Raw genomic sequence first — 18,707 nt, 5'->3', positions numbered from 1 at the left:
CAGGGCCGTCTTCAACCGCCTCGTCGAGGCCGGAAAACCCAAGAAACTCGCCCTCATCGCCGTCGCCCGAAAACTCCTCGTCACCCTCAACGCCATGCTCAGAGACCAAAAGCCATACGCCCCATAAACACAGTTGCCGGCGCTAAGGCCCGCCTGCGCGGGCCGTCCGGCCGGGATGACAGGAGAGCTGCGCTACCGCTTCTTCTCCACCAGCAGCGTCTTCGGGCGGCGTTCGCGGGCGGTCTTGAAGAGCTGGAAGCTCTGGTTCACGAAATTGGTCACATCGACGATGGAGCGCATGAAGCTTTCCAGTTCCGGCGTCTTCTCGGCTTCGACCAGGCGCACCGGCGCGGCCGGATCGCCGCCTTCGAAGCGGACATAGAAGAGCGGCTCGCCGCGCTTGAGCACCAGATCCTTCTCCAGATCGTGCCACTCGAACGCCCACATGTGCTGGCGCGGCCAGATGTCGGCGGGGAAGCGGCCGCACAGCATCACGCCCGGCCGGGCCTGGGTCTCGTAGTGCAGGAAGGGCGGGAACTGGTTGATGTAGAGCGGCTCGTCGGAAATGAAGACATAGGGCGTGACCAGCTGGATCATCGGCCGGCTGGGATGCCGCCACTCATTCTGCGGTGACAGGACGAGGATCTGCTGCAGCCCCGCCGGACGGGTCGAGGCCTGCGGCCCGTCGACATTGGTCAGCTGCATCTGGCCCTGGGCGTTGCGCACCATGCGCAAGCGCAGATCGACCGGGCAGGGGATGGCGAAGTGCCGCCGGTCGAACTCGATCGCGGCAGGGCAGGACAGGGCCGATTTCGAGGTCGCCGGCCGCGGATGGTCGAAACTCACCGGTTTCGGCGCGTCCCAGATCAGGCTCGTCTTGTCGTCCTTGAACAGCCAGCCGGCCTTGTAGACCCGGCGCGGCCCGCGATCCGCCTCATCCTGCATCCGGCGATAGAGTTTCACGAACATGCGGTCTGGCCCCCTCCGTCTTCACGCCCCGGAAGGCTAGGCCAAAGCCCGGCCGGTTGCGAGACGGGTTTTCAGCATGCCTCGCCGATGCGGGCGATGGAAACGCTCCCGGAGAAACGCTATAGCGCTGGCATGAATTACCGCCACGCCTTCCATGCCGGAAACTTCGCCGACGTGCTCAAGCACTGCGTTCTCGCCCTGTGCCTGGAGCATCTCAAATCCAAGCCCAAACCCTTCCGGGTAATCGACACTCATGCCGGGATCGGCGGTTATGACCTCGCCTCCAGCGAGGCCGAGCGCTCGCCGGAATGGAAGGACGGGATCGGCCGCCTGCTGAACGCCGACCTGCCCGAAGCCGCCGCGGAGGCGCTGGCGCCGTACCTCGACGTGGTGCGTGCGCTCAATCCGGACGGTATGCGCCACTATCCCGGCTCGCCGGAAATCTCCGCCCGGCTGTCCCGCGCCGACGATCGTATCCATCTGTGCGAACTGCACGAAGCCGACGCGAAGACGCTGGACGACCGCTATCGCCGCGATGCGCGCGTGAAGGTGGAGCGGCGCGACGGCTACAAGGCGCTGAAAAGCCTCCTGCCGCCGAAGGAAAAGCGCGGCCTGGTGCTGATCGATCCGCCCTTCGAGGATCGCGACGAACTGGCCCATATGGCCCAGGCCGTCACCGGCGCGTTCGGGCAATGGCCGACCGGCACCTATATCTTCTGGCGCTCGCTAAAAAACCTCTGGGCCGCAGACCGGTTCGACAACGGGCTTGCCGAATGGCTGATCGCCGAGAAGGGTATCGAGCCGGAGAAGATCCTGCGCGCCGACCTGTGGGTGCGCGATCTCGCCAGCGAGGGCAAGCTGGCCGGTGCCGGCGTCGTCGTCATCAACCCGCCCTTCACGCTGGAGGAAAAACTCCTCGGCCTCATGCCTTGGCTCGCCGACACGCTGGCCCAGGGCGACGGATACGGCTGGCGCGTCGATGGCGGCCTGACCGACGAGGATGTCGAAGAAGGGCTGGAGGAATAGCCAGCCCCGCCCCGTCCGTTCGGTCCTTCGTCCCTCCGTCAGTTCAGGCGTTGTGCGCGGCGCAGGGCAAGCAGCTTGCCGCCGGCGGCGAGTACAAGCATCCAGATCATCGCGATCAGGCCTGACAGCGGGATTGCAGGTTCGGTGAAGGCAAACTCCGGAATGCGGCGGGCTTCCTCGACCGTCAGCCGGTTGCGCCCGACCGTCGCCGGCCCGATCGCATCCAGCACGACATCCAGATGCGCGCGGGCCTGCCGCCGGAAATCGGCCGAGCGGGCCGGCCCGGTCCCGGCCGAGGCCTGCAGGACCTGGTTCAGCATGATGGCGGGAGACAGGAATTGCAGCGCGCCGACCAGGCCGCGCTGCCGGGCCTGCTGCCCCTCGAACGCGTCGACGAGACCGCGTGTGCGGGTGTTGATGTCGACATTGGCCAGATAGGAGGCGCGGTAGAAGCCGGGCACGGCCTCGTCGGGCGCGTCGGCTTCGTCCGGATGCTCGGCCATGAAGATTTCCGCGCGTTCGGCGAGATTGCGCCGCGTCGCCCCTTCCGCCAGCCGGGCCTCGGTGAGATAGCTCACACGCGAGGGCAGCGGGTAGAGCGCTTCCGCGGTGAAGCGCACGGTTGACGGCACGACCACGACCAGCAGCGCCCAGACGGTCACCGCGGCCAGCGCGCCGGTCGAGACCTGCCGGAAGGAGACGGCGACCAGCGCCGCCACCGCGCTCCAGAACGCGGTGTAGATGGCCAGGCCCGCGATCCACACACGGGTGGCCGGGACGGGGGCATCGAGGAGGAGTGCGGCGACCAGGATGGCGATCGCCGGGATGGCAAAGGCCGGCAGCGCGACGGCGATGAGGCGGGCGATCAGGGTCTGGCCGGCGCGGCCGCCCTGGATCAGGAAGAGGCGGAAACGGCCGGCTTCGCGGTCGCGCGACAGCACGTCGAAGGAGAGCAGGAGGACCAGCAGCGGAAGGACCGCCACGACGACAAAGGCCAGGTCCAGACGTCCGGCGCCCAATGCCACCGGGCCTTCCACCTCATAGCGCTGGAACAGCGAGACCTCGCTGCGCCACCCGCTGATCAGGGCGGTGTGCGGCTGCATGGCCTCATTGCGGCCGGCCAGGGCTGCGAGCGGTCCGGGAGGCAGGGCTGCCAGGAAGGTCAGGCTCATCGGCCGCGCGGCATAGGGCGATATCTCTTCACCGGCTTCCGCGCTCTCCAGATCCGCCATCCATTCGGAACGGTCGGTCAGAAGATCGGCGGGCGCGCCGGCCAGCACGCTTTCGGCATGGCGGTGCCAGCTCACGCCATCGGTGACGGACCAGGCGATCAGTGCGGCATAGAGGGCGAGTGCGGCGAGCCGGGGCGCCGGGCGCCACAGGGCGTTGAACTCGCGGGCGAGGTGAAAGCGCAGCATCACAGGCGCTCCTGTTTCATGGCCCGTCCGGACAGGTGGATGGCAAGGATGAAGCCGGCCAGAAGCCAGGCCAGAAGGGCAAGGATCTCGATCCGGTAGCGCTCGAGAATCTCCAGCGTGGACACTGGTTCGGCCTGGAAGTCGGGGATCTGTTCCCACAGCGTACGGTCGGCGGTGTAGGCATAGCCGCTCTCGCCGGCATTCATCATCATGTCGCGGTTCAGCTGCTCGATGATGCGGCGGCGATGGGCCTCGGCCTGGCGCGTGAAGCGCAGCTGGGCCGTCAGATCGGTCTCGGCAAGCCCGGAGGACAGGCGTTGCAGGGCCAGCACCGGCGAGGCGATCGCCAGATAGCGCAGCACCCGGTCCTGGGCCTCGTGGCGGGCGTAAAGTTCGCCATAGAGACGGTCATAGACCTCATTGGCGAATTCCTCATGGGCCTGGAGGACAAGGGCTTCGCGGTCGAAGCCGAGATCCTCGAAGCGCGCCGCGCCGAATTCCTCCAGCACTTCGGCCTCATAGGCGGCGACGGCCGGCTCGCGGGCATCGCCGCTCCAGAAGGGCGACTGTGCCTCCAGCTGGATGGCGTTCTTCAATTCCTGCTCGTCGATATCGGGATGGAGGGACGCTGCAAGCTGTCCGCCGATCACGGGCAGGATCACCGAAACGCTGACCCAGAAACCGATCGCCAGCACAAAGGCGGCCGACTGGCTGCGCGATCGTGCCGAGATCGCGACCACAATCAGGGCAAAGCCGGTCAGGGCGCAAAGATAGCTTGCGGCAAGCGTGGCAATGCGCATGGCGCCGGCATCGAGATCGCCGCTCATCGCGCCGGGCAGCAGGACCGCCAGGAAAATCAGGATGCACAGGCCTCCCACGACGAGCAGCACCGCGCCGGTCTTGCCGGCAACGAAATGGCCCGCGGAAAGCCCTGTCGCGGCGAGGGCGCGCAGCGTGCCGCGTTCACGTTCGCCCGCGACGGCCTGGAAGAGCAGGACGGTCAGCGCCAGTGTGCCGATCACCTGGATCACCCACGCGGCAGACAGGGTGGGGAAGGGCGTGGCGATGGCGGCATCCTCGGCCCGGCGCAGGGCGGCCGGGTTCTGGGTGTGGGCTTCCAGCCAGACCGCGGCGCCGGCAAAGTCGAACACGCCGGGATCGAAAGCGGCCAGCGAGGGCGTCGGGCGGAAGGCATATCGCGCGAAATGCGCGGCGCCATGGGGATTATTCTCGCCCTGCTCGACCCAGATTTCCCGGTCGGAGGCGGCCGCATGGGCGCGGGCGGCGGCATCGCTGCGCGCCCGGTTCCATCCGTCCAGACTGGCTGCACTGAGCAGGACCAGCATGAGGGCAAACAGGACCAGAAAGCGCCGGTCGCGGAGAAATTCGCGAAACTCCTTGCGGATCAGCGTACCGGTCATGACACCGCGTCCGCATGCATGTGATCGAGATAGATCTGCTCGATCCGGTTGGCGTCGACACCGGCCGACGCGATGGTTTCGACCAGCGTTCCGGACTTCATGATGCCGATCCGCGAGGCGCATTCCTTGGCGCGGAAAATGTCATGCGTGGCCATCAGCACCGCACAGCCGGCCGCGCTGAAAGTTTTCAGCCGGGCGGTGAAATCGCTCGCGGCCTTGGGGTCGAGGCCCGACATCGGCTCGTCGAGCAGCAGGATCCGGGCCTCCTTGGCAAAGGCGATGGCGAGACCGACCTTCTGCCGCATACCCTTGGAATACCCGCCGACTGGCCGGGAAATCTGGTCTTCCGCGAGCCCCGCCTCGACCAGCAATTCCCGCAGCCGGGCGGGCGGCTGGCTGTGCCCCGAGAGCCGGTCGAAATAGGCGAGATTTTCCAGTCCGGTCAGGGCCGGGTAGAGCGCGACATTCTCCGGAATATAGGCGATCAGGCGGCGGGCTTTCTCCGGCTCGCGGGCCGGATCGATCCCGTCGACGCGAACCGCACCTTCATCGGGTTCGGCAAACCCGAGAAACAGGTTCAGCGTCGTCGTCTTGCCGGCGCCATTGGCGCCGAGCAGGCAGACGGTTTCTCCCGGTTCGACACGGAGATTGAGCGCGTCGAGCGCGGTGACGGTCCCGTAGCGCTTGGTGGCGCGGTCGGCGTGAAGCATGACGAAATCCCTCCCCGGGCGGCCGCTAGAAGGCCGCCCTCAATGTGGCGCGAACCTGCCGGGGCGTGCCGGGCGTCGCATTGGTGGCAGCGGTGCGGGAACCGCCGAACAGGTAGACATAGTCCTCGTCCAGCAGGTTGGTGACCGAGATGTCGATCCCCATGCCCTCGCGCGGCAGCGCGATGCGGGCCGAGGCGTTGAGCAGGCTGAAAGCGCCGCCGCTCACACTGTTGTCGGCGGTGACGACATAATCGTCATACCATTCGTAGGACGCCGTCAGGCTGAGCCAGCCGGCCGGCTGGTGGTTGATCTCGGCATAGACGATGTTCTCGGCCACGCCCTGCGGGGTCGTGCCGGACAGGTCGATGCCGCCGCCGGAACTGTCGACGATGAACGTGTCCCACTCCGGATCGAGATGGGTGTAATTGACCATCAACGACGTGTCGGGGGTCGGCCGCCAGGTCACCGAGGCTTCAACGCCGCGGCTGGAATATTGCTGGCCGGTGGTCGCCAGGGTGGGCGGGCCGCTCGGATCGGGATTGCTGACAAAGGCGCGGCGATCCTGCTGTTCCAGATAGAAGACCGCCGTCTCCCAGGAAAGCCCGCCATTGAAGGCCTCGCCTTTCCAGCCCAGCTCGTAACTGTCGATCGTGGTGGGCCGCTCGATCCGGTCGTACTCAGCGGGATTCCACTGCCAGATCGGGCCGAAATTGGAATTGAAGCCGCGGCCATAGCTCGCATAGAGCAGGCCCGGGCCGTAGTCATAATCGAGCGAAGCCTTGGGCGAGAAAGCCCCGGCATCGCCTTCGGCGACGAGGTCGGCGGGCTGGCTGTCGACGATCGAGAACCGGGTCTCGCGGTCGAACCAGTCATACCGGCCGCCCAGCGTCAGGGTCCAGCGGGCGTCCAGCTCGATCTCGTCCTGCACGAACACACCGTAGAACTGGTTGGTGGTGTCGGCCGCGGCCCGCGTCTCGCGTACGAAACAGGGGTGATCGCCATTCGTCACCTCGCCGGTCGAATAGTCGATCAGCACGGCGTAAAACTTGAACCCGCAGGCAAAATCGAACCCGTTCTGGCCGTACCAGATATCGCGCTCGTCCTGGGTGGCGTGTTCGGCACTGATACCGGCGACGATGGTGTGCCGCCCCGCGCGCCAGTTTGCGGTGGCTTCGGCGAAGAAGACGTCCGACTGGTTGGGCGAGTCGAAGCCGTTGATGCCCATGATGGAATTGGCGGGATCGAACTCGAAATAATCGTAGAAGTTCAGGTCCGCGCGCCCGTCATAGGTGCGGTACTGGGTACGCAGGGTAAGATCCAGATCGTCGGAGACCCGGTGCGTCAGACGCCCGGCCAGCATCCAGCCGGTCAGATTATTGCTCGGATTGCCATAGCCCAGAAAGGCGCTGTGACCGCCCGCCACCTCGACGAGCTGTCCGTCGGGGAGGGTCGGGATCGTGCTGGGCACGTCCGCGTCGCGGTCGAAATAGTTGAGATAGCCTGTGAAATCCGTCTGCGGCGAAAGCCCGGTTTCGGCCCGCAGGAAGAGGTTGGACGCCGTCCGCGCGCTGTTCTCGCGCCAGCCTTCGAAGCTCTCATGCGTCGCCGAGGCGAGCAGCGAGCCGGCGGCACCGGTGCGCTCCAGGGTGAAATTGGCGCGATAGAAGTCGTCGCTGCCGATGGACAGGGCGACGCTCTGGCCGTTCTCGCGGGGCGCACGGGTGATGTAGTTCACCGCGCCGGCAATCGCGCCGCGGCCGTAAAGGGCGGAGACCGGTCCCCGCACGATCTCGGCGCGGCTGACCGCGGCATAGGGAATTTCGAACAGCAGGACTTCCTCGTCCGGCCCGACAAAGGGAATGCCGTCGACCATGGCGAGGAAGGTGTCATTGCCGTGATTGCCGGTGACGCCGCGGATGGAGATGAAGGGGAATTCGTCGCCATCGCCTTCGCCGCGGCGGAAATAGACGCCCGGCACGCCGCGGAACTCGTCCGTGCCATAGGTGAAGCCGCGTGCATTGAGTTCGTCGAAATCCTGGACGGTGAGGGCGACCGGCGTGTCCATCAGCGCGCGCTCGGTCCGGGTGCCCGTGACCACTACGACATCGGCGTCCTCAACGGCCTGGTCATTGGCCTCACGGCCCGTCTGCGCCATGGCCCCGCCGGCCAGCATGACAGCCAGCGCCGCCACAGACCCGGTACGATACAGGAAACTCTTCACACGCCCCTCCGATTCGAAATGTGATAACATCACATATCCGGAGCAGACATCAGCGGCAAGAACCCGCGATGTGAAGGATTGGAAAGGTGGCGGGGAGAGGGAAGGCCGGCCCGGTTATGAACAGCCGCAAACGGTTTTCTTGGTCCTCAGGCTTGAAACGCTTTCGCCTCTCCCCAACTTAGGCGCTCCACGCCATTTTGGCCTCCCTTATCCGGAAGGCGCCTTTCCGCATGTCTTCAATCATATCCATTTCGGGTCTCTCGAAGACCTATCAGGGCGGGTTTACCGCGCTCAAATCCGTCGATCTTGAAATCGGGAAGGGCGAGATCTTTGCCCTTCTGGGTCCGAACGGAGCCGGCAAGACGACGATGATCGGCATTATCTGCGGTCTCGTCACGCCGACGACCGGCACCGTCACCGTCGACGGTCACGACATCCTGCGTGATTTCCGCCAGACGCGCTCGCGCATCGGCCTGGTGCCGCAGGAGATGTCGATCGACATGTTCGGCTCGGTGAAGGCGGCGGTGTCGTTTTCGCGCGGCCTGTTCGGCAAGGCGCCGGACCCGGCCTATGTCGAGCAGGTGCTGAAAGATCTGTCGCTGTGGGACAAGAAGGACTCGGAAATCCGCGCCCTGTCCGGCGGCATGAAGCGCCGGGTGATGATCGCCAAGGCGCTCGCCCACGAACCCGACATCCTCTTCCTCGACGAGCCCACCGCCGGCGTCGATGTCGAGCTGCGCCAGAGCATGTGGCAGGTCATCGGCCGGCTGCGCGAGCGCGGTGTCACCATCATCCTCACCACCCACTATATCGAGGAGGCCGAGCAGATGGCCGACCGGGTGGGGGTGATCAACAAGGGCGAGATCGTCGTGGTCGAGGAGACCGGCGCGCTGATGCACAAGATGGGGCAGAAGCGTCTCACCCTGCAGCTGGCCGAACCGCTCACCGCGCTGCCCGAGGCGCTGAAGGCCGACGGGCTGGAACTGGCGGCCGATGGCTGCGCGCTGCATTTCGACTATGACACCCAGGCCGAACGCACCGGCATCACCACGCTGCTTGCCCGCCTCAACGAGGCCGGCCTGTCCGTGCGCGACCTGGAAACCAGCCAGAGCTCCCTCGAGGAGATCTTCGTCGGCCTGGTGGGAGGCAAGGCATGAATTTTCGCGCAATCGCAACCATCTACCACGCCGAGATGGCCCGCACCGGCCGCACGCTGATGCAGTCGGTGCTGGCGCCGGTGATCTCCACCTCGCTGTATTTCGTCGTGTTCGGCGCCGCCATCGGTTCGCGCATCGAGGAGATTGACGGGGTCGGCTATGGCGCCTTCATCGTGCCGGGCCTGGTGATGATGATGATCCTGATGCAGAGCGTCTCCAACGCTGCCATCGGTATCTACTTCCCCAAATTCACCGGCACGGTCTACGAGATCCTCTCCGCACCCGTCTCGGCCTTCGAAATCGTCATCGGCTATGTCGGGGCCGCGGCGACCAAATCGCTCATTCTCGGTGTACTGGTGCTGGCGACGGCCGCTTTCTTCGTCCCGCTGGAGGTGCAGCATCCGTTCGCAATGCTGGCCTTCCTGGTGCTGACCTCGGTGACCTTCTCGCTGTTCGGCTTCATCATCGGCATCTGGGCCGACAATTTCGAACAGCTCAACATCGTGCCGATGCTGATCGTCACCCCGCTGACCTTCCTGGGCGGTAGTTTCTATTCCATCTCCGTCTTGCCGCCCTTCTGGCAGACGGTCACCCTGTTCAACCCGGTCGTCTACCTGATCTCCGGTTTCCGCTGGAGCTTCTACGGCGTGTCCGACGTCGATGTCGGGATCAGCCTCGTGGCGATCCTCGGTTTCTTCCTGGCGTGCCTGGCGATCGCCTGGTGGATGTTCCGCACCGGCTACCGGCTGAAGAATTAGGGCACGCAATGTCACTGCAGTACGACATCTATGATGTGTTTACCGGGCACCAATGGGCGGGCAATGCGCTGGCTGTGGTGCATGGCGCCGACGGTCTCGACGATCATGCGATGCAGGCCATCGCCGCTGAATTCAACCTGTCCGAAACGGTCTTCATCACCGAGCCGAAAGGGCGCGATGCCGACTGGGGCCTGCGCATTTTCACGCCGACAAGCGAACTGCCCTTCGCCGGTCATCCGACCGTCGGCGCCGCTGTCGCCCTGACCCTGAAGAGCGATGCGAAAGACGGCGATGTGCGCCGTTTCGTACTTGAGGAAACGGTCGGCGACATCACCGCCGACGGCCGCCGCAACGGGCCGCGCCACGGCTCCGCCCGCTTCTTCGTGCCGCGCCTGCCGGAGCAGGTCGGCGATCTGCCGGAGTTTGACGGTATCGCCGCCGCGCTGGGGCTGAAGCCGGGTGATCTGATGGACACGTCCGTGCAGGGCGGTATCTGGTCGGCCGGCGTGCCCTTCGCCATCGTGCCACTACGCAATGCCGGGGCCCTGCAGTCGATCGCGCTCGACCCTGTCGCCTTTGCCGATGCGTTCGGCGGCGAGCGGCCGGTCGGGGTCTATTGCGTGGTGAAGGCCAGCGAGACCGAACACACCACCGACTGGCGGACCCGCATGTTCGCACCGCATCTGGGTATCATGGAAGATCCGGCGACCGGCGGCGCCGCTGCGGCCTTTTCCGGCCTGATCGCCGAACAGGGCGGGATGGGCGACGGCGAGCATTCGGTCAGCCTCTATCAGGGCGTCGAGATGGGCCGGCCCAGCCATATCCGCCTGCGCCTGCGTATCGAAGCCTCACGGCTGACCGAGCTGATGATCGGCGGCGATGCGGTGAAGGTCGCCGAGGGTACGCTCCTGCTCGATCAGTAGGCGTCCTCACCGGCCTCCCACCAGGGATACCAGGGCGGCATGCCTTTCGAGACGCGCAGCGGGAAGTCCGGCTGGCGTTTTTCCAGGAAGGACATCACGCCTTCCTTCGCGTCGGCGCCCATACCGGCATGCAGGATGCCCTGGGTTTCGATGCGGTGGGCCTCCATCGGATGCGTCGCCCCCAGCATGCGCCAGGCCATGCGGCGCATCAGCGAGACCGAGACCGGGGCACACTTGTCGGCGATCAGACGGGCCCGTTCGCGCGCTTCCGCCATCAGATCCTCCGCCGGCACGACCCGGGCCACCAGCCCGCTCTCGAAGGCTTCGGCGGCGGTGAAGGTTCGCCCGGTCAGCCCCCAGTCCATCGCGGTGGAAATCCCCACCACCCGCGGCAGGAACCAGCTGGCACAGCCGTCCCAGACGATGCCGCGCTTGGCGAAGGGGTAGGCGAATTTCGCCTCCATCGAGGCCAGCCGGATATCCATCGGCAGGATCATCGTCGCGCCGATGCCGACCGCTGCACCGTTGATGGCGCCGATCACCGGCTTGACGCTGTCCCAGATGCGCAGGTTCAGCTTGCCGCCCTTGTCCCGCCATTTGGGATCTTCCGGATCGAATTCCCCGCTCTGCGTTTCGTCGGCGACCCGGTTGAACGTATCGGCACCGGTCGACAGGTCGGCGCCCGCACAGAAGGCCGGAGACTCGCCGGTGACGATGACGGCGCGGACATTGTCGTCGCCATCGGCCTCGTCAAAGGCGGCAATGATCTCCTCGCCCATTTCCAGGGTGAAGGCATTCAGCCGGTGCGGCCGGTGCAGCGTGATCGTCGCGATCTGCTCGTCGACCGCATAGCGGATGGTCTCGAATGACATGGACGTCCTCCCTCTTGCTGGCCAGCATGACTGGCAAGGGCGGGCAGGGCTAGTCTTCCCAGTCCTCGACCACTGCAAACAGTTTGCGGCGCTCGGTGATGTAGACGATCACCAGCGCGATCGCCGACATCGCCGCCTGGCCGGCAATCAGCGGCACCGGCGTGCCGTCATAGAGATGGCCGATATAGCCGCCGATCGCCGCGCCCACCACGCCCGTCACGAAGCCGTAGGCCGCCGAGGCCGTACCGGCGATATGGCCGACTGGCTCCATCGCCAGGGCCGAGAAATTGGCCGCGATCAGGCCCATGAAAGCCATCGCCGAGGCCAGCAGCACCAGGAAGACATAGAGATTGTCGACGCCGGACATCAGGATGATCGTGTGCACGATGCTGATCACGGTGAAGGCGACGAGGGCGCCGTGCGACAGGCGCCGTTGGCCCACCCGCATCACCAGCCGGGAATTGGCATAGCTGGTCACACCGATCCCGCCTGCAATCGCCGCGAAGGCGAGGGGGAAATGCCCGTCGGACAGGCCGAAATGGTCGACGAAAACCTGCTGCGACGTGCCCAGGAAGCCGTAGAGCCCGCCGAAGAAGGGCATGGCGGCGAGCGTGTATCCCACCATCAGCCGGTGCCGTGTGGTCTCCATGAAGGTCGAGATCGTCGATTTCAGCCGCAGCGGCACGCGGTGTTCCGGATGCAGGGTTTCAGGCAGGCGCAGCTGCAGCCAGGCGATCAGCCCGGCGCCGAACAGGATCAGGAAACCGAAGATCCAGCGCCAGGGCGCGAAGGTCAGGATGATCTGGCCCAGCGTCGGGGCCAGCACCGGCACGGCCATGAAGGCGGTCATCACCATCGACATCACTTCGGCCATGCGCCGGCCGGAGGTGAGGTCGCGCGCGATGGCCACGCCGATCACGCGGCAGGCCGCGGCCGCTGCGCCCTGGAAGAAGCGGGCGACCAGCAGCAGGCTGTAGGAGGGCGAGGCGGTACAGACAATCGTCATCAGGATGAAGAAGACGAGCGACCAGATGATCACCGGCTTGCGCCCGAACCGGTCGGACAGCGGGCCGTAGAACAGCTGCGCTGCGCCGAAGCCGGCCAGATAGCTTGTGATCACGAATTGCTGGTCGTTCGCCTGCGCAACGCCGAGATCGCCGGCAATATCGTCCAGTGCCGGCAGCATCATGTCGATCGCCAGGGCCACGACGGAGGTCATCGCCACCAGGAGCGCAACGAGTTCGAACAGCGGAAGCGGCAGCGTCTCGCCCGCCGGGCGTTTCGGTGAAGTCATGGCGGTCTCCGGGGATCGGGCGCAGAACAGCGCTCCCCTTCACATGCGACTTGCGGCCTGAAAGTGCAAGTCGTGCGCATGCATGTCTGACCGGCTTATTCGTATGGCGAGTAGAAAAGCTGCAGCTGGAAGCTCTTTGCGATCCGGTTGGCGCGATCGAGGAAGGCGGCCTTGGCGGCCTCGCTCGTACCGATCTCGTCAAGCGTCTGTTCGAACAGGCCGAGCCAGCGGGCAAAGTGCTCCGGCGCGATATCCGGCTTCAGCTTCACATGCGCCGGCATGGGCCGTCCGGAATAGCCGCCATCATGGAAGACGATGGCCGACCAGAAGCGCTTCATCGTGTCCAGATGCGGCTCCCACGTGTCGCCGATCGCCTTCTCGAAGATCGGACCGAGATCCGCATCGGCACGGACATGCCCGTAGAAGGTATCGACCAGATCGGAGACGGTCTGGGCGGTAATGCCCATGGCGGCCGCTTCGGCGCGGGCCGCCTCGCGGGCCTCTGTGGCACGGAGAGAATAGTTCGCAGACATGACGCCTCACTTAGGCAGCCCGGCGTCCGATTGCGATGCGGTGGTCTGACGCAGATCAGACGTTGAAGCGGAAATGCATCACATCGCCGTCCTTGACGATGTAGTCCTTGCCTTCCGCCCGCATCTTGCCGGCTTCCTTGGCCGCGCTTTCACCGCCGCAGGCAACGAAATCCTCGTAGGGGATCGTCTCCGCGCGGATAAAGCCCTTCTCGAAATCGCCGTGGATGACACCGGCGGCCTGGGGCGCCGTCCAGCCTTCGCGGATCGTCCAAGCGCGCGCTTCCTTGGGGCCGACCGTGAAATAGGTCTGCAGGTCCAGGAGTTTGTAGCCGGTGTGGATGAGACGATCGAGACCGGCCTCTTCCAGGCCCAGCGTCTCAAGATACTCCTCGCGCTCCTCGTCCTCGAGCAGGGCCAGCTCGCTCTCGATCTTGGCCGAGATCACGACGGCTTCGGCGCCTTCTTCCTCGGCGCGCTTGAAGACGAGTTCGGAATAGGCATTGCCGGTGGCGGCGGAGTCTTCATCGACATTGGCGATGAACAGGACCGGCTTGGTGGTCAGCAGTTGCAGGCCGCGCCAGGCCTTGCGCTCTTCCTTGGGCACTTCGGCAAAGCGCGCCGGGCGGCCATTGTTCAGCTGTTCCAGGGCCAGGTCGATCAGGGACAGGGCAGCCTTGGCTTCCTTGTCGCCGGTCTTCGCCTTTTTCTCCAGATTGGCGCGGCGCTTCTCCAGGCTTTCCAGGTCGGCCAGCATCAGCTCGGTCTCGACCGTTTCCAGATCGGCGAGCGGGTCGATCTTGTTGGCGACGTGGGTGACGTCGTCATCGTCGAAACAGCGCAGCACATAGGCGATGGCGTCGGTCTCGCGGATATTCGCGAGGAACTGGTTGCCCAGGCCTTCACCCTTGGAGGCGCCGGCCACAAGGCCCGCGATGTCGACGAAATTCATCCGCGCCGGGATGATTTCCTTGGACCCGGCAATCTCGGCCAGCTTTTTCAGGCGCGGCTCCGGCACGGCGACATCGCCGACATTCGGCTCGATCGTGCAGAAGGGATAATTCGCCGCCTGCGCCGCCGCCGTCTGGGTGAGGGCGTTGAACAGGGTCGACTTGCCGACATTCGGCAGACCGACGATGCCGCATTTGAATCCCATGATGGATGTCCCTTGCTGGTCCGAGCGCGCCTTATAAGAAGAATGCGCCGCGGGGTCGACTGTCGTGTCAGTGGGGTGGGAGATGTTTCTTCCCCACGTGTGGGGAAGTGGGCCGATGCGCAGCATCGGGTCGCCGGAAATACTTTCTTCTTTCCCCGGCCCCTGTTCCGGGGCCTGGCACAAGAAGACGTTTGTGTTCAGGCCGTCAGCAATCACAGGCCCCGGCCCTTTCCCTGCCGGCCGTTTCAGCATGCTGCGCAGGTCGTCTGCCGAGGCGGAGCTTGTCTCAAACACAACGCCGCTCACGCGGCGCCCCTCCGTCTCGCCGCTTTGCGGCGATCCACCTGCCCATGGAGTGGGGAGGAAAGGCGGTCAGGCTGCTCTGAATATCCATTGTTTGCTTGCCGAGACGACGCCGTATCCGCTTCTCGCCGTCAAGGGGTATGCCCGCTTTGCGGCCCTTCGGGCCCTTGACGGCGAGAAGCGGATACGGCCTGCTGGCCAACAAGCCAAGTATGGAATGTTGCGAGCGACGCTCGTCCAGCTATGCGAGCTGACAACCGCCATTCCGGCGAAAGCGGAGCCCGGTCGCGCGGATTTTCTGGGTCCTGACTTTCGTCAGGATGACGGTGATAAACGATCCAGACCTAAACCTCGTCCGGTCGTCCCCGCTTCACCGGCTCTGGCGCCGGCGCCTTGTGCGTCACGCGGGTCTGGAAGGCGTCGAATTCGCCTTTGGCCAGGAGGTCGAGACTGTCGGCGATGGCGTCGAGGAGGTCGATCAGCCAGTCTTCCTCGGCCTTGGCGAAGTCTGACAGGACATAGCCGGTGACCTGGCCCTTGTCGCCGGGATGGCCGATGCCGATGCGGGCGCGGCGGAAGTCCGGACCGATCTGGGTGGTGATCGACTTGATGCCGTTATTGCCGGCGGCACCACCGCCGGTCTTCATGCGGAACTTGCCGGGCGCCAGGTCCAGCTCGTCATGGAAGACGACGACGTTCTCCGGCGCGACCCTGTAGAAATTCGCGGCCTCGCCGACGGCGTGTCCGGAATTGTTGTAGAAGGTCTGCGGCTTGAGCAGGAGCAGCTTCTGCGAGCCGATCACCAGTTCGCAGGCCTGGCTCTGGAAGCGCTTGCGCCAGGGGCCGGCGCTCCAGGCATTGGCGATCACGTCCAGCGCCATGAAGCCGACATTGTGGCGGTTGCGCAGGTATTTCGGTTCGTAATTGCCGAGGCCGGCGAGGATCATCATCGGCGTCTGCTCCCGTCATTGCGCAGGCCGGATATGAAATCAGCGAAGCCGGGCCCGGCTTCGCTGATTGTACGCTCCAGAAATGTCGCGGCGAGTGATTACTCGTCGTCGCTCTTCTGGTTGATGACTTCCGGCTCGGCCGGGGTCTCGTCGCCTTCTTCGGTTTCCGGCGTCAGAACGGCGCGCGAACCCTGCAGGGTGGCGACGGTGAAGTCACGATCGGTGATGGTCGACTTCACACCCTTCGGCAGCGGAATGGCCGAGATGTGGATGGAGTCGCCGATATCCAGGCCGCTCAGGTCGGCTTCGATGGCTTCCGGGATCGCACCGGCCGGGCAGTTCAGCTCGACCACGTGGCGGACCACGTTCAGCACGCCGCCGCGCTTCAGGCCCGGGCACTTCTCTTCATTGATGAAGTGAACGGTGACTTCCACGTCGATGCGGGTCTTCTCGTTCACGCGGAACAGGTCGATGTGCATCGGGGCGTCGGAGACCGGGTGGAACTGGATGTCGCGGGCGATCACCTTCTGGCGCTTGCCTTCGTGCTCCAGCTCCATCATGTGGGAGATGAACTGGCCGGTCAGCAGGGCCTTGCGGATTTCATTGCCGCGCAGGTTGATGGAAACCGGATCCTGGTCGCCGCCATAGAGGACGCCCGGGACCAGATCTTCACGGCGCGCCGCGCGGGCTGCGCCCTTGCCGGTGCCTTCACGAACGTCGACGTTGAGAACGATGTTGGAGCTCATCGGTCCTGTTCCTTAAATGCAAACGCCGCCTCCAGCCGGGTTAGGGCGGGCGGCGATCTGTCATGGCCTCGTGCCACAGTGTTATTTCGAGCGGCGGGCTATAACCGATCCACAAGCGCCGCGCAACCGCGACGGCAGGGAAGAGTCAGCGAACGCGCGCGGTTCAGTCGAACAGCTTGGAGACCGACTCGTCATTGGCGATCCGGCGGATCGCTTCGCCGAGCAGCGGGGCGACGGAGAGGCGGCGCACTTTTTCTGTCTCGGTGGAGTTGGGCGGCACGACGATGGAATCGGTGACGACCAGTTCGCGCAGCTGCGACTTGGCGACCCGGCCTTGGGCGTCCTTGGACAGAACGCCGTGGGTGACATAGGCGGACACTTCGGTCGCGCCCTTGGCCAGCAGCGCGTCGGCGGCGTTGACCAGTGTGCCGCCCGAATCGCACATGTCGTCGAACAGGATGCAGCGGCGGCCTTCGACCTCACCGATGATGTTCATCACTTCGGCGACGCCGGCCTTGGGGCGGCGCTTGTCGACGATGGCGATCTCGGCATCGAGCAGCTTGGCCAGCGCGCGGGCCCGCACCACACCGCCGACATCCGGCGAGACGATCAGCAGATTGTCGGTCTGGTAGCGGCGGCGGATATCGTCTTCCATCACCTTGGTGGCGAAGAGATTGTCCGTCGGGATGTCGAAAAAGCCCTGGATCTGGCCGGCGTGCAGGTCGACCGTCAGCACGCGGTCGGCGCCAGCCTTGGCGATCAGATTGGCGACCAGCTTGGCGGAGATCGGCGTGCGGCCGCCGGTCTTCCGGTCCTGCCGGGCATAGCCGAAATAGGGGATGACCGCCGTGATCCGCCGCGCACTGGCACGCACCAGTGCGTCGATGCAGATCAGCAGCTCCATCAGATGGTCATTGGCCGGCGAGGAGGTCGACTGGATGACGAAGACGTCTTCGCCCCGCACATTCTCGTCGATCCGCACGAAGATCTCGCCATCGGCGAAGCGTTCGATCTCGCTCGCGCACAGGGGCGCATCCAGGTAATCGGCAATCGCTCTGGCCAACTCGCGATTGGCCGTTCCCGACATCAGTTTCATGGCTGGTGGTCCCCGGCAGTCACAGTCGCGCGCTGATTAACAGACGCACGCCGGGGATTGAAGCTGAAATGCTCAGCGTGCGGCAAATCCCGGCGGCGCCGGCAGACCGTCCGCGTCGAGGCAGACGAGTTTGAACAGCGTGCCCATCTGCTCCGGATCGGTCAGCCGCCAGACCTGGCGGGCGAACACGGCGCGCTTGTCCGGTGCGGCCTGGCACAGCGCGGCAGCACGCGCCTCGAGCCCCAGTCCGACAAGGAAATCGCCCTGGGTGACCGGACCGCTGACGGCCAGTCCTGCAGCGCGGGCGGCGGTCGCGAGGCTTTCGAAATCGACACGGGCGGTAAGGTCGGCCGTACCCGGGGCTTCCAGCGGCGGTACTTTCTTATGAGCCTTGACGGCCTGCAGCGTATCGCCGGTCTCGCTGAGGGCGGGGCCGTAATCGATGAAAAGCGCACGACCGGGGGCTTGGGCAAAGCGGGCAGCCAGCGCATCGACGACCTGGCGGTCGCCGGGCCGCAGCTCGACCAGGCTGTCGTCCGGCGCATCGCGCAGGCGTTCGGGAATCAGATCCGCATCGGCACCCAGTGGCGGGCCGAGCACGAAGACGAAGGCCTCGTCCGCGTCCAGCCCGATCATCCGCTCATGCCAGTCATCGCCGCGGCGGATGGCCTGGCGCACGGGCAGGCAGTCGAGGAATTCATTCCCCAGCACAATGGCCGGCCCCGGCGGTACGCTCTCCAGCCGGTCGACCCAGCGGATCTGCGCGCCGGTCGGGCCCAGCGTCTGCGCCTGCACGGCCTTCAGCGCAGCCGAGGCCTCGATCAGCACGACATGCGCCGCATCCATGAAGCCGGGCACCGTGCGGGCGGCCCGCAGCGCATCCGCCATCATCGTGCCGCGGCCCGGACCCAGCTCGACGAGCTGGAAGGCCCCAGGCTTGCCCATGTCCATCCAGGACTGTGCTGCCCACAGCCCCATCAGTTCGCCGAACATCTGGCTGATTTCCGGTGCGGTGATGAAATCCGCGCCGGCGCCGATCGGATCCTTGGTGGCGTAATAGCCGTCGCGCGGATCGAACAGCGCTTCGGTCATGAAGGCGGCGATGGACATCGGACCCGTCTGACGGATCCGGTCACGCAGGCGGTCGGCAATCATGG

At 65.4% G+C, this 18,707-nt stretch carries 17 protein-coding genes and 1 pseudogene; 5 read left to right on the top strand and 13 right to left on the bottom strand.

What is annotated here, in order from left to right:
* A pseudogene (locus tag JJ918_RS13435) lies at window positions 1-127 on the top strand (IS110 family transposase); the annotation flags it as partial.
* 65 nt (window positions 128-192) lie between these two features.
* Here the strand turns inward: JJ918_RS13435 and JJ918_RS13430 are convergent.
* Window positions 193-969 carry a hypothetical protein gene (locus JJ918_RS13430; RefSeq protein ID WP_291888222.1) on the bottom strand — a complete coding sequence of 259 codons (777 nt, stop codon included), beginning with the start codon at window positions 967-969 and terminating at the stop codon, window positions 193-195.
* A gap of 96 nt (window positions 970-1,065) precedes the next feature.
* Between JJ918_RS13430 and JJ918_RS13425 the strand changes: the two genes are divergently transcribed.
* Window positions 1,066-1,995 (top strand): 23S rRNA (adenine(2030)-N(6))-methyltransferase RlmJ, encoded by a 930-nt coding sequence (locus JJ918_RS13425; RefSeq protein WP_291888219.1) that lies wholly within the window; start codon window positions 1,066-1,068, stop codon window positions 1,993-1,995.
* 38 nt (window positions 1,996-2,033) lie between these two features.
* Here the strand turns inward: JJ918_RS13425 and JJ918_RS13420 are convergent, their stop codons facing one another.
* Genes JJ918_RS13420 through JJ918_RS13405 form a run of 4 tightly spaced genes read right to left on the bottom strand, consistent with a single transcriptional unit; the run spans window position 2,034 to window position 7,765 of the window.
* Window positions 2,034-3,413 carry a DUF3526 domain-containing protein gene (locus tag JJ918_RS13420; RefSeq protein ID WP_291888217.1) on the bottom strand — a complete coding sequence of 460 codons (1,380 nt, stop codon included), beginning with the start codon at window positions 3,411-3,413 and terminating at the stop codon, window positions 2,034-2,036.
* Window positions 3,413-4,834, bottom strand: coding sequence for a DUF3526 domain-containing protein (locus JJ918_RS13415; RefSeq protein ID WP_291888214.1), 1,422 nt, complete (start codon window positions 4,832-4,834; stop codon window positions 3,413-3,415). Before JJ918_RS13415 ends, JJ918_RS13420 begins: the two co-directional genes overlap by 1 nt.
* Window positions 4,831-5,544 carry an ABC transporter ATP-binding protein gene (locus tag JJ918_RS13410; protein ID WP_291888212.1) on the bottom strand — a complete coding sequence of 238 codons (714 nt, stop codon included), beginning with the start codon at window positions 5,542-5,544 and terminating at the stop codon, window positions 4,831-4,833. The genes JJ918_RS13415 and JJ918_RS13410 overlap by 4 nt, the downstream gene beginning before the upstream one ends.
* 25 nt (window positions 5,545-5,569) lie before the next feature.
* On the bottom strand, window positions 5,570-7,765 hold the full coding sequence (locus JJ918_RS13405) for a TonB-dependent receptor (protein ID WP_291888210.1): 2,196 nt from the start codon (window positions 7,763-7,765) through the stop codon (window positions 5,570-5,572).
* Between the two features lie 230 nt (window positions 7,766-7,995).
* Here JJ918_RS13405 and JJ918_RS13400 point away from each other — a divergent pair, with 230 nt between their 5' ends.
* Genes JJ918_RS13400 through JJ918_RS13390 form a run of 3 tightly spaced genes read left to right on the top strand, consistent with a single transcriptional unit; the run spans window position 7,996 to window position 10,603 of the window.
* Window positions 7,996-8,922 carry an ABC transporter ATP-binding protein gene (locus JJ918_RS13400; RefSeq protein ID WP_291888207.1) on the top strand — a complete coding sequence of 309 codons (927 nt, stop codon included), beginning with the start codon at window positions 7,996-7,998 and terminating at the stop codon, window positions 8,920-8,922.
* Window positions 8,919-9,680 carry an ABC transporter permease gene (locus JJ918_RS13395; RefSeq protein ID WP_271185737.1) on the top strand — a complete coding sequence of 254 codons (762 nt, stop codon included), beginning with the start codon at window positions 8,919-8,921 and terminating at the stop codon, window positions 9,678-9,680. The genes JJ918_RS13400 and JJ918_RS13395 overlap by 4 nt, the downstream gene beginning before the upstream one ends.
* 8 nt (window positions 9,681-9,688) lie before the next feature.
* Window positions 9,689-10,603 carry a PhzF family phenazine biosynthesis protein gene (locus JJ918_RS13390; protein WP_291888203.1) on the top strand — a complete coding sequence of 305 codons (915 nt, stop codon included), beginning with the start codon at window positions 9,689-9,691 and terminating at the stop codon, window positions 10,601-10,603.
* On the opposite strand, the gene JJ918_RS13385 is transcribed toward JJ918_RS13390, so the two are convergent.
* From JJ918_RS13385 to JJ918_RS13350, 8 genes are all read right to left on the bottom strand, one after another.
* Entirely contained in the window at window positions 10,597-11,475 is an 879-nt protein-coding gene (locus JJ918_RS13385) for a crotonase/enoyl-CoA hydratase family protein (RefSeq protein ID WP_291888201.1), read from the bottom strand. The genes JJ918_RS13390 and JJ918_RS13385 overlap by 7 nt on opposite strands.
* 49 nt (window positions 11,476-11,524) lie before the next feature.
* Window positions 11,525-12,769 carry a multidrug effflux MFS transporter gene (locus JJ918_RS13380; RefSeq protein ID WP_291888198.1) on the bottom strand — a complete coding sequence of 415 codons (1,245 nt, stop codon included), beginning with the start codon at window positions 12,767-12,769 and terminating at the stop codon, window positions 11,525-11,527.
* Between the two features lie 95 nt (window positions 12,770-12,864).
* Window positions 12,865-13,302, bottom strand: a complete 438-nt coding sequence (locus JJ918_RS13375) for a group III truncated hemoglobin (RefSeq protein WP_291888196.1) — start codon at window positions 13,300-13,302, stop codon at window positions 12,865-12,867.
* A 55-nt stretch (window positions 13,303-13,357) separates the two neighbouring features.
* The gene (ychF, locus tag JJ918_RS13370; RefSeq protein WP_291888193.1) at window positions 13,358-14,455 is read right to left on the bottom strand and encodes a redox-regulated ATPase YchF; all 1,098 of its coding nucleotides are present in this window, start codon (window positions 14,453-14,455) and stop codon (window positions 13,358-13,360) included.
* A gap of 647 nt (window positions 14,456-15,102) precedes the next feature.
* Window positions 15,103-15,708: an aminoacyl-tRNA hydrolase gene (gene pth, locus JJ918_RS13365; RefSeq protein ID WP_291888190.1), complete on the bottom strand. Its 606-nt coding sequence runs from the start codon at window positions 15,706-15,708 to the stop codon at window positions 15,103-15,105.
* A 98-nt stretch (window positions 15,709-15,806) separates the two neighbouring features.
* On the bottom strand, window positions 15,807-16,454 hold the full coding sequence (locus tag JJ918_RS13360) for a 50S ribosomal protein L25/general stress protein Ctc (protein WP_291888187.1): 648 nt from the start codon (window positions 16,452-16,454) through the stop codon (window positions 15,807-15,809).
* Between the two features lie 163 nt (window positions 16,455-16,617).
* Entirely contained in the window at window positions 16,618-17,550 is a 933-nt protein-coding gene (locus JJ918_RS13355; RefSeq protein ID WP_291888185.1) for a ribose-phosphate pyrophosphokinase, read from the bottom strand.
* Window positions 17,551-17,622: 72 nt separating this feature from the next.
* Complete coding sequence (locus JJ918_RS13350) at window positions 17,623-18,705, bottom strand: SAM-dependent methyltransferase (RefSeq protein ID WP_291888183.1); 1,083 nt, start codon at window positions 18,703-18,705, stop codon at window positions 17,623-17,625.
* Window positions 18,706-18,707 lie beyond the last annotated feature (2 nt).

The organism is Maricaulis sp. (genome assembly GCF_017642925.1).
In the GTDB taxonomy this organism is placed as follows: domain Bacteria; phylum Pseudomonadota; class Alphaproteobacteria; order Caulobacterales; family Maricaulaceae; genus Maricaulis.
Note: the sequence above shows the minus strand (reverse complement) of the source record. Positions and strands in the feature narration are given on the sequence as shown.